The following is an 11,185-nucleotide window of genomic DNA, read 5'->3' as shown; positions in this document are numbered from 1 at the left end:
CGTCGTTCGCGCCCGAGTTCGACTGGCCGGTACAGGCCGTGGCGAAGAGCGCTATGGAGGCGGAGGCGGCGAGGGCGATGGCCGCTTTCCGGGACACTTCGGGCATGGCTGGATCTCCCTGGGACGGGCGGGTCGGACGAGGGGAGTTCTGGTACGGGAAGGGCGGGGCGTGGGCGGGCGTGGCGGGTCAGCGCGAGGTGTCGAAGACCTCGTCGCGGGTGGTGGCGAGCGCGCTCTCCAGCGCGCCGCGCAGCACGGGGTGTTCGCGTACGTCGCCGACCACCAGGCGCGGCCGGGAGGCGGCGAGCTCCTCCAGTTCGGCCTGGACGAGGGCGCGCAGCACCTCGCCGCCCGCGGTGAGCGCGGTGCCGCTGAGGACGACGAGTTCGGGGTCGAGGACGGAGACGAGGGAGGCCAGACCGGTGGCGAGCCGGGTGGCGTACGTCGTCAGCAGGGTGCGGTGGGGGCCGCTCACGTGGTCGGCCGCGCGGGCGACGAGTTCGGCGGCGGCCTCGGCGTGCGGCCCGCCGGGCACGTCGGCGACGCCCAGCTCGCGGGCGAGGGCGGGCAGCGCCTGGGAGCCGGCCAGCTCCTGGTAGCCGCCGCTGTTGGCCTTGGTGACCTGGCGGACCAGCGGGGTGCCCGGCACCGGCAGGAAGCCCACCTCGCCGGCGCCGCCGGTCCAGCCGCGGTGCAGCCGGCCGCCGAGCACCAGCGCGGCGCCCAGGCCCTCCTGGTTCCACAGCAGGACGAAGTCCTGGTGGCCGCGGGCCGCGCCGAGGCGCTGCTCGGCGATGGCGACGAGGTTGACGTCGTTCTCGTACTCCACCGGCATCGGCAGGGCGGCGGCCAGTTCCTCCAGGATGGTGGGGGAGTGCCAGCCGGGCAGGTGGGAGGCGTAGCGCAGCCGGCCGGTGCCCGGGTCGAAGGCGCCCGGGGTGCCGATCACCACGCGGTGCAGGTCGTCCCGGGCGAGGCCGGCCGCCTTCACCGCGCCGTCGAGGGCCTCGGTGACCTGCCGTACGACCGGCTGGGACGGGTGCCGGCCGGGGGTGGGCAGTTCGTACTCGCCGACCGTGCGGCCGGTGATGTCGGCGACGGCGGCGCGGATGCGGTGCGGGGTGACGTCGAGGCCGGCGGCGTGGGCGGCGGCCGGGTTGACCGCGTAGAGCTGGGCGTTGGGACCCGGCCTGCCCTCGCTGGTCCCGGTGGCCAGCACCAGGCCGGCGGCCTCCAGGCGGGCCAGGAGCTGGGAGGCGGTCGGCTTGGACAGGCCGGTGAGCTTGCCGATCCGGGTGCGCGACAGCGGACCGTGCTCCAGGAGGAGGTCCAGGGCGGCCCGGTCGTTCATGGCGCGCAGGACGCGCGGGGTGCCCGGCGTGCCGGCGGTTCCTGCCATGCCTCTTCGCCACCTGCCCTTCACTTGAAGATCACTGTTAGGAAGGTTTCCTATTCGGGTGGGAGGAACGTAAGCCCCGGACGAAGGGGGCGTCAATAGAGTGCGCCCCCGAGGCAACGCAGTCGTTACCTCGGGGGCGCGGAAGCGGTGGGTCCGGCTACTGCTTGGGGGCCGGGCGCTGCGTGACGATCGGGGTGGCGGCCTCCGCCTGCGGGGAGGCCGAGTTGGAGAACGCCGAGGGGGCCGCGACCACGGCCGACGGGTCCGGCGCCGGGTCCTCCTCCGGCGTCGCCGTGGCGCCGCCCACGATGGGGATGTCGGCCGCGTCGAAGGCCCGCTTGATGCGCCAGCGCAGCTCGCGCTCGACCGCGGTGGACTTGCCCGGCATGGTCCGCGCGGACACCCGTACGACCATCGAGTCGATCAGCACGCTGTCCAGGCCGAGCACCTCGACCGGGCTCCACAGGAGCTCGTTCCAGGGCTCCTCCTTGCTCATCTTCTCGGCGACCTCGTCGAGGGTGGCCTTCATGCGGTCCAGGTCCTCGTCGGCCTTCACGGTGACGTCGACGCCGGCCGTGGCCCAGCCCTGGGACAGGTTGCCGATCCGCTTGACCTCGCCGTTGCGGACGTACCAGATCGCGCCGTTGTCGCCGCGCAGCTTGGTCACCCGCAGGCCGACCTCGATCACCTCGCCGGAGGCCACGCCCGCGTCGATCGTGTCGCCGACGCCGTACTGGTCCTCCAGGATCATGAACACGCCGGAGAGGAAGTCCGTGACCAGGTTGCGGGCGCCGAAACCGATCGCCACGCCCGCCACACCGGCCGAGGCCAGCAGCGGGGCGAGGTTGATCTGGAAGGTGGCCAGCACCATCAGGGCGGCCGTGCCGAGGATCAGGAAGCTCGCCACCGAGCGCAGCACCGAGCCGATCGCCGCGGCCCGCTGCCGGCGGCGCTCGGCGTTCACCAGCAGGCCGCCCAGCGCGGTGCCGTCCACCGCCTGGACCGTGCGGGTCATACGGTCGATGAGCTTGGTGATCGCTCGCCGGACCACCACTCTCAGGACGCCCGCGATCACCAGGATCAGCAGGACCCGCAGGCCGATCGCCAGCCAGGTCGACCAGTTCTGCTCGACCCAGCTCGCGGCCTGGTTCGCGCTCTGCTGGGCGTCCTGGAGCGTGGGGACCGTCACCGCTGTCGACCCCGAGGGGGACGGCGAAGGGGACGGGCCGGCGGCCAGTAGGACGGCGGGCAAGGACACGGCAGGTACCTCCAGGTGCGTCCGCCCTCCGGCGCGGCGGTCAATATCGTCTGGGTCACGAAGAGGTCACCGGACGGGCAGAGCCACCACACTAACGGGGCACGGTGTGCGGGTCCCGCGAAGTCCTGAGGAGGTCCGGCGGAGGCGGCGTGCCCACCCGCCTCTGATCAGGCCGTGTGAACGTGCGGTCGCGTGGGGGATGAATCAGGTGTGGTCGAAAACACTCCCAGCCCGTTACCGGGACATGGTGGCGCGTTCACCAGGCATGAGGGGAGACTGGCTGCAGATCGTCCCGGCGCAAGCCACGCGCCGCCGACGCACAAGGAGGCATCCGTGCCGCATGTCCTGGTCCTCAACGCGTCGTACGAGCCGCTCGGCGTCGTACCGCTCCGCCGCGCGCTCGTCCTCGTCCTGGAGAACAAGGCAGTCTGCCTCGAGGAGTCCGGCGCCTATCTGCACAGCGCGACCGTCACTGTCCCCGCACCCAGTGTGGTCCGGCTCAAGCGCTTCGTGCGGGTTCCCTACCGGGGGCCCGTTCCGCTGACCCGACGGGCGCTGTTCGCGCGCGACGGGGGCCGGTGCATGTACTGCGGTGGCGTCGCAACCAGCGTCGACCACGTCATCCCGCGCTCGCGCGGGGGCAAGCACGTCTGGGACAACGTGGTGGCCTCCTGCCGCCGCTGCAACCACGTCAAGGCCGACCGCCACCTCGTCGAGCTCGGCTGGCGCCTGCGCCACAAACCGGCTCCGCCCACCGGCCTGGCCTGGCGCATCATCGGCACCGGCCATAGGGACCCGCGCTGGCTGCCCTACTTGCAGCCCTTCGGCGCGGACGACGCCATGGCCCGGATCGACGGCATCTCCGCCTGAGAACTCCGGGCCTTCGCATTGCCGGGACCGTCCCGCCCCGGGGACGGGACCGGCCCCGGGGCCCGGACGCCGGGCCCCGCCGCGGGGTGCGGCCCTCAGTTCTCCGCGACCGCGTACGCCTCCACCGTCCAGAGGGAGTAGCCGTACCGGGTGGCGCGTTTTTCGCCCTGGATTCTGACGTAGCGGACGTCTCGTTCGTCCATGCGCACCGTTTCGCTGCCGCCCTCGCTGTCGTGGACGGTGGCGGCGGTGCGCCAGCGGCGGCCGTCGATGGAGACCTGGACGCGGTAGGCGGAGGGGTGGGCGTCCTGCCAGTGGAGGGTGACGCGGCCCAGGCGGACCGGCCCGGGCAGCCGCAGCTGCCACCAGGCGCCGTCGTCGACGGGGGAGGACCAGCGGGTGGCCGGGTCGCCGTCGTTCGCGGCGGAGGCCGGGAAGGCGGGGGTCTCGTCGCCCGAGGAGGAGGCCGTGCCGGTGCGGGCCAGGTCGGGGCCCGCCGTGCGCGGGAAGGCGCGGACGGTGAGCGTGCGGGTGACTCCGGCGAAGCCGAGACGGATCTCGTACGACCGGGACGGGGCGTCCTTCGGCACGGTCACCTCGACGGGGACGTCCACCTCGGTGCCGCGCGGCACGGTCAGCGCCCCGGTGGGGACGCGCACCTGGATGCCGTGCGGGGCCTCGACGGTCACCCTGCCGTGGGCGTCCGCCGGGCGCAGCGAGGTCAGGCGGGCCGTCAGCCGTTCGGTGCCGCCGGTCTCGGCGTCCGCCGACGCGCGCGGCAGCTCCATGTCCGCGACCGGGGTGTCGGCGAACCACGGGACCAGATGGCGTACCCGGGAGGCGGCCGGGCCGGTCACCCGGACCGCGTCGACGAGGGTGCCCGCGGCGGCCGGTGCGGTGGGCGTGACGGCGGGCGGGCGGGTCCAGGCGCCGGAGACCGGCGGCCAGGGCGCCCGCGTGGAGGGGACCGTCCCGGCGGCCGCCGGCAGCTGTCCGACGGGCAGTTCCGTCGCGCCGCCCCCCGCCAGGGAGCCGATGCGGCGCCAGCCCTGGCCGGGGACGTGGACCTCCACGTTCCCCGCGCTCCCCGGGTCGGTCAGCGCCGTCACGGCGGTCAGGGCGCGGGCGTGCGGGAGGCGCACCGTGCGCCCCTCCGCCCCGCCGTCCCGCTCGGCGGCCGGCTCGTGGGTCAGGCCGGCCCACGCCTCGTACGCCTGCCGGGCCCGGTCGAGGAAGGGGTCCAGCACGCCCTTGCCGACGGTCACCCCGCCGCGTCGCACCTCGTCCCGCAGCCCCTCGAGCCTGAGGTACGCCGACCACGCCCCGGCCGCGTCTCCCGCGCGCTGGGCGCGCAGCATGTCCAGGGCCGTCGTGCCCGCCTCGCCGTAGCGCGCCAACTGCGCCGACCACGGCGCGACTTCACCGGCCAGGACGCGGTCGTACGCCAGGCGCTGCGGCAGTTCGCGCAGGACCGTGAAGGCGGAGCGCAGCCGTTGCCCGGCGGTGTCGTTCGCGGCCCGGTCCGTCGTCGTGCGGGCCTGCCACAGGGCGGCGATCAGCGGGCGCAGATACGCCGACTCGGTGCCGCCGAGGATCGAGGACGCGTCGTTGCCTGCGAGCGCCGACAGAGCCTCCGCGCGGCGCGCGTCGCCGCCCGCGAGGTCGGTGATCGCGGCCCGCCAGGACTGCTCGGGGCGGTAGTCGCGCGGGTTCCAGGCGTAGTCGGCCGCCGTGAACAGCGGGATGCGGGAGGCCTCCGCCTGCCCCATCGCGTTGGCGAGCAGGGCCGCCGAACCGCTCGCCACGGCCGGCTCGCGGCCGGTGTAGGGGCCGAGGAAGATGCGGTCCTCGGCGTAGTCGTTGACCGGGTAGTTGTCCATGGTCACCAGCGGGTGCCCGAACGTCTCGCGGGCCTCGGCCAGTTCGCCGCCCGTGATGGTGCGGGGCACCACGCCCACGCCGGTCCAGGCCACCTGGACCGATTCGTCCAGTCCACCCGCCAGCGCCTGCCGGTAGGGCGTCGTGCCGTCCTCGTAGTACTCGGTCGGCATCAAGGACAGCGGGGCGGAGCCCGGGTGACGCTGCGTCATGTAGCGGGCCACCGCGTTCGCCACCCGCGCCTGCGCGCGCGCCGCCGCGTCCGGGCCCGAGCCGAACCGGTCGCGGTCCGCGCCGCAGTGCCACTCGTCGTAGCTGACGTCCTGGAACTGCAGCTGGAACGCCCGGAACCCGAGCGCCCACATCGCCTCCAGCTTGCGCGTCAGCGCCCGCAGGTCGGCGTCCGAGGAGAAGCACAGCGACTGCCCGGGCGCCACCGCCCAGGCGAGCGTGACGTGGTTGGCGCGGGCCCGCTCGGCCAGCTCCCGGAACGCGGCGCGCTGCGCGGCCGGGTACGGCTCGCGCCAGCGGTCCTGCCGGTAGAGGTCGTCGCCGGCCGCGTACAGGTACCGGTTCTGCTTGGTGCGGCCCATGAAGTCCAGCTGGCCGAGCCGCTGTTGCTGCGTCCACGGGGTGCCGTAGAAGCCCTCGGTGGTGCCGCGCACGGCGGTACCGGGCCAGTCCCGCACGCTCACGCCGGGGATCGTGCCGTCGGGGCGCAGCAGTTGGCGCAGCGTCTGCGCCGCGTGGAACAGGCCGTCCTCGCCCGCGCCGGTGAGCGTCACGGTGCCGGGGCCGTGCCCGGAGCCCCGGCCGACGGCCAGGAGGTAGCCGCCGGAGGGCAGCGCGTGGCGCGGATCGGCGTGCGGCCGTTCGGTGAGCGCCCGCACCACCAGCGTGCCCGGCGGGACCGGGTCGGCCGCGGTGAGGTCCGTGACCGTCCGCGCCCCCGCCCCGCGCAGCATCGCGCGCAGCGCGTCGAGGGCGTACGGGTCGGCGGCCGCGTCGGCGACCAGCGCCACCCTGTCGGTGACGGCCACCGCGTCCCCGGTCGTACGGAGCGACTGCGGTCGCGGCCAGACCGCGATCTGCGGGGAGGCGGCCTTCTCGGCGCCGGGTCCGCCGCCGGGTGAGGGCGGCGCGGCGACAGCCGAGGGGGCGGCGGCCCCGAGCGTCCCGGCGACCACGGCGAACGCCAGGGCCGCAGCCGACCTTCCGCGCCCAACCCGCACGGCCCCTCCTTCGTCGCACGGCCTTCCCGCGCCGGTGTCGAGGAGCATTGAGCCCACCACCAAGGGGGACGGGTGTCAACGAGAGTGGCCGTTGTGCCATCTTTGCCCCACCCTGGAGAGTGGGGAATGTGACCAGAAGCACGTACGCCGATCGGGTACGTCTGCCCTCGCGCGCACTGGGTAGGGCTGCGGTAATCCACCGGATGCCGCACTCGACAAGGAGGCCCCCGTGGCCGCACCGGCACACCTTCTGCTCTCGGCCCTGTCCGACACGGCCCTGTCCAAACCCTGGGCGGGATCGCCCGAGGACCGGCCGACCGCCGCCCGGGACGGTTCCGCGGGCCCCGACGCCCCACTGAGCGTGTTCAGCGCGGAAGGCGCCCGCGCCGAGGCCCCGCTGACCAGCGAGCCGCCGCTGCCCGACGCCGAGGCCCCGTTGACGAGCGAACCCCCGCTCACCGAGGCCGCCCCCCTGACCAGCGAGTCCGCCGCCGAGCCGGCCGGTGCCGACCCCTGCGGCCCGGAGGCGTAGATGGACCAGCCGGCCGGTGAGTCCCTCGGCGCGGACCTGACGCGGCTCGCCGGGCTGCACGGCGTCGCGACCTCCTACAGCCCCTCACCCGGCCGCACGGTCGCCGCCTCCGCCACCGCCGTCGTCGCCGCGCTGGCCGCCCTCGGCGTCGACGCGGGCACCCCGGAAGCCGCCCGCGCCGCCCGCACCGCCCGCGAGCGGGAACTGGCCGAACGGCTCCTGCCGCCCACGGTGGTGTGCTGGAGCGGCGAGGACCCGCCGGCCGCCCTGACCGGACTGCCGCCCGGCACCCGACTGCGCGTCGAGACCGAGCAGGGCGCGACCCACCCGGGGGCGGACCTCCTGCCGCCCCTGCCGCCCGGCGTCCACCGGCTGACCGCCACCGCCCCCGACGGCCGCACCGGCGAGGCCCACCTGGTCGTCGCGCCGCCCCGGCTGCCCACCCCGCGGGGCCGCTCCTACGGGCTGCTCGTACAGCTGTACTCCCTCCTGACCCACCACTCCTGGGGCATGGGCGACCTCGGCGACCTGACCGAGCTGAGCGCCTGGGCCGGACGGACACTGGGCGCCGGATTCGTCCAGGTCAACCCGCTGCACGCGGCCGTTCCCGGAGCGCCCACCGACCCCTCCCCCTACCGCCCCTCCTCGCGCCGCTTCCCCGACCCCGTCCACCTGCGGGTGGAGGCCGTCCCCGAGTTCGCCTACGTCGGGGACCGCGAGCCGCTGCGAAGTCTGCTGGAGCGGGCCGGCCGGCTGCGCGCCGCCGTGCTCGACAAGGGCGCCCTCATCGACCGGGACGCGGTGTGGGAGCTCAAGCGCGAGGCGCTGGAACTGGTGCGCGAGGTGACGCTCGGCCCCGGCCGCCGCGCCGCCTACGCCGACTTCCTCGCCGAGCAGGGCCGGGCCCTCGAGGACCACGCCACCTGGTGCGCGCTGGCCGAGGTGCACGGCTCGGACTGGAGACGCTGGCCCGAGGACCTGCGGGACCCCCGCTCGGCCGGGACCGCCCGCGCCCGCGCCGAGCTGATGGACCGCGTCGACTTCCACTCCCGCCTCGCCTGGCTCACCGACGCCCAGCTCACCGACGCCCAGCGGGCCGCCCGCGAGGCCGGCATGGCGATCGGGATCGTGCACGACCTCGCCGTGGGCGTGCACCCCGACGGCGCCGACGCCTGGGCCCAGCAGGACCACTTCGCGGCCGGCATGTCGGTGGGCGCGCCGCCGGACGCCTTCAACGCCCGGGGCCAGGACTGGGGTCTGCCGCCCTGGCGACCCGACCGACTCGCCGCCTCCGGTTACGCTCCCTTCCGCCGCCTGCTGCGCGCCCTGTTCCGCTATGCCGGCGCGCTGCGCATCGACCACGTCATGGGCCTGTTCCGGCTTTGGTGGGTGCCCCAGGGCCGCCCGCCCACCGAGGGCACCTACGTCCGCTACGACGCCGAGGCCATGCTCGCGATCCTGGTGCTGGAGGCCGCGCGCGCCGGGGCCGTGGTGATCGGCGAGGACCTCGGCACGGTGGAGCCCGGGGTGCGCGAGGCCCTGGAGCGGCGCGGTGTCCTCGGCACGTCGGTGCTGTGGTTCGAACGGGACTGGGAGGGCGACGGCCGCCCCCTCCCGCCCGAACGCTGGCGCTCGGGCTGCCTGGCCACCGCCACCACCCACGACCTGCCCTCCACCGCCGCCCGGCTCACCGGCGAGCACGTCGAACTGCGCCACCGCCTCGGCCTGCTCACCCGCCCGCTGGAGGAGGAGCGCGCCGAGGCGGCGGCGGACACCAGCGAGTGGCTGGCCCTGCTGTCGGAGCTGGGGCTGCTGCGCGGCACGAGCGGCGGACTGTCCGCGTCCTCGGAGGAGGCGGAGATCCAGGCGGTCCACCGCTTCCTGCTGCGCAGCCCCGCCCGCATGGTCGGGCTCTGGCTCCCGGACACCGTCGGCGACCGCCGCCCGCAGAACCTCCCCGGCACCTGGGACCAGTACCCCAACTGGCGCCTGCCCGTCGCCGACGACCGGGGCCGCCCGGTCACCCTGGAGGAACTCGCCGCCTCGCCCCGGCTGCACGCCCTCACGGAGGTCCTGCGGGCCGGGGTGGAGACCCAGGCGGACGCGGGGGTGGACGCGAGCGGAGAGGGAGCCCGGGACTGAGACGAAGGCGCATATGGCACCCCGGGCGCGCGGCCCGTTCCGGCGTTCGCTACTTTTGCACCGTGGACAAGAAGAACGCCCTGCGCGCCGGCACCCTGGCGGCCGGTACGACGCTGATGATGCTGCTCATGTCGTCCCCCGCGCTCGCGCTGACGCGCGACGACGGTGACGACCCGGGTCCGGGCCTGAGCGTCGTCCAGACGCTGGGCATCTTCGTCGGTATCCCGCTCGCCCTGTTCCTGATCATCACCGGCCTGGTGGTCGCCCTGGACAAGTCCCGCGCCAAGCAGCAGGACACGAGCCGCAACGTGAAGGTCAAGGCCGAGGCCTGACCCGAGCCGCCGAGGCCCTGCCGGGCCGCCGGCACCCGGGTGCGCTCCGCGCGAAGGGCGCCCGCCCCGCCGTACGTACGCCCCGCCGTACGTGGGCGAGGCGGGCGCCCTTCGCGCGTTGAGCCGGACCGCGTGTTGAGCCGTACCGCACGTTCCGCCGTACCGCACGGCCGGCCACCGCACGACGAGCAGGGGGCGCCCGGTCGCACCGGGCGCCCCCTGCCGCCGTACGGCCGCCTGAAGCGCGACTACTTGGCCGCCGCGTCCGCCGCCTGGGCCCTGAGCGCCCGCTCGACGCCCGCGCGCGACTCCGAGACCAGCCGGCGCAGGGCCGCGTTCGGGGCGGCGGAGTCCAGCCACTCGTCGGTCCTGCGCAGGGTGTCCTCCGACACCTGGATCGCCGGGTACAGGCCGATCGCGATCTGCTGGGCCATCTCGTGCGAGCGGGAGTCCCAGATGCCCTTGAGCACCTCGAAGTAGCGCTCGGTGTAGGGGGCGAGCAGCTCGCGCTGGTCGGTCTGGACGAAGCCGGCGATGACCGCCTCCTGGACGGCGTTCGGCAGCTTGTCGGAGTCGACGACCGAGGCCCACGCCTCCGCCTTCGCCTCGGCGGTCGGGCGGGAGGCGCGGGCGGTGGCCGCGTGCCGCTCACCGGCCGCCGTCCGGTCCCGCTCGTACTCGCCCGCGATCTCCGGCTCGTCGAAGCGGCCCACGGCCGCGAGCCGCTGCACGAACGCCCAGCGCAGCTCGGTGTCGACGACCAGGCCCTCGACCGTCTGGGAGCCCTCCAGCAGGGCGTTCAGCAGGTCGAGCTGCTCCGGTGTGCGGGCCGTGGCGGCGAAGGCGCGCGCCCAGGCCAGCTGGTGGTCGCTGCCCGGCTCGGCGGAGCGCAGGTGGGCCAGCGTGGCGTCGGTCCAGCGGGTGAGCAGGGTGTCGCGCGCGGCCGGGTCGGCGTACTGGTCGACGGCCAGCTTCACCTGGCGGTGCAGCGACTGCACGACACCGATGTCGGACTCCTTGCCGATCCCGGACAGCACCAGGGACAGGTAGTCGCGGGTGGCGAGCTCGCCGTCGCGGGTCATGTCCCAGGCCGACGCCCAGCACAGGGCGCGCGGCAGCGAGGACTCGAAGTCGCCGAGGTGCTCGGTGACGACCGCGAGGGACTCCTCGTCCAGACGGACCTTGGCGTACGACAGGTCGTCGTCGTTGAGCAGGACGACCGCGGGACGGCGGCGTCCGGACAGCTGCGGCACGGCGGTCAGCTCGCCGTCCACGTCCAGCTCGATCCGGCCGTCGGCGGCGCGCACCAGCTTGCCGCTCGCCTCGTCCAGGTCGTACAGGCCGACCGCGATGCGGTGCGGGCGCAGCACGGGCTCGCCCTTGGCGCCGGCCGGCAGCGCGGGGGCCTCCTGGCGGACGGCGAAGGAGGTGATGACCCCGTCGGCGTCCGTCTCGATCTCCGGGCGCAGGATGTTGATGCCGGCCGTCTCCAGCCACTTCTTCGACCAGGTCTTCAGGTCGCGCCCGGAGGTCTCCTCCAGC

General features: G+C 75.1%; 8 protein-coding genes. 4 read left to right on the top strand and 4 right to left on the bottom strand.

The genetic code is table 11. The features are described 5' to 3' along the window. Positions 1-187 precede the first annotated feature (187 nt). Both IE249_RS16295 and IE249_RS16290 read right to left on the bottom strand, forming a co-directional pair. Positions 188-1,399: an ROK family transcriptional regulator gene (locus IE249_RS16295; RefSeq protein WP_189705549.1), complete on the bottom strand. Its 1,212-nt coding sequence runs from the start codon at positions 1,397-1,399 to the stop codon at positions 188-190. A gap of 157 nt (positions 1,400-1,556) precedes the next feature. Continuing rightward, positions 1,557-2,657 carry a mechanosensitive ion channel family protein gene (locus IE249_RS16290; RefSeq protein WP_189705548.1) on the bottom strand — a complete coding sequence of 367 codons (1,101 nt, stop codon included), beginning with the start codon at positions 2,655-2,657 and terminating at the stop codon, positions 1,557-1,559. Between the two features lie 333 nt (positions 2,658-2,990). On the opposite strand from IE249_RS16290, the gene IE249_RS16285 reads away from it, so the two are divergent. Beyond that, complete coding sequence (locus tag IE249_RS16285) at positions 2,991-3,527, top strand: HNH endonuclease (protein ID WP_189705547.1); 537 nt, start codon at positions 2,991-2,993, stop codon at positions 3,525-3,527. Positions 3,528-3,622: 95 nt separating this feature from the next. Here the strand turns inward: IE249_RS16285 and IE249_RS16280 are convergent, their stop codons facing one another. Next, positions 3,623-6,637 carry a glycoside hydrolase family 84 protein gene (locus IE249_RS16280; protein ID WP_189705546.1) on the bottom strand — a complete coding sequence of 1,005 codons (3,015 nt, stop codon included), beginning with the start codon at positions 6,635-6,637 and terminating at the stop codon, positions 3,623-3,625. A gap of 229 nt (positions 6,638-6,866) precedes the next feature. Between IE249_RS16280 and IE249_RS16275 the strand changes: the two genes are divergently transcribed. From IE249_RS16275 to IE249_RS16265, 3 genes are all read left to right on the top strand, one after another. After that, positions 6,867-7,169 (top strand): hypothetical protein, encoded by a 303-nt coding sequence (locus IE249_RS16275; RefSeq protein ID WP_189705545.1) that lies wholly within the window; start codon positions 6,867-6,869, stop codon positions 7,167-7,169. Further along, a complete protein-coding gene (malQ, locus tag IE249_RS16270; RefSeq protein ID WP_189705544.1) occupies positions 7,170-9,311 on the top strand; it encodes a 4-alpha-glucanotransferase in 2,142 nt (713 codons plus the stop codon). 62 nt (positions 9,312-9,373) lie between these two features. After that, complete coding sequence (locus tag IE249_RS16265) at positions 9,374-9,643, top strand: hypothetical protein (protein ID WP_189705543.1); 270 nt, start codon at positions 9,374-9,376, stop codon at positions 9,641-9,643. 248 nt (positions 9,644-9,891) lie between these two features. Here IE249_RS16265 and IE249_RS37480 read toward each other — a convergent pair. Continuing rightward, positions 9,892-11,185 (bottom strand): ERAP1-like C-terminal domain-containing protein (locus tag IE249_RS37480; RefSeq protein ID WP_229858634.1); only part of this gene is annotated, 1,294 nt, incomplete at its 5' end.

The organism is Streptomyces anandii JCM 4720 (genome assembly GCF_014650655.1).
GTDB lineage: Bacteria > Actinomycetota > Actinomycetes > Streptomycetales > Streptomycetaceae > Streptomyces > Streptomyces anandii.
The sequence above is the reverse complement of the archived record's forward strand: the minus strand, read 5'-3'. Positions and strand labels throughout refer to the sequence as shown.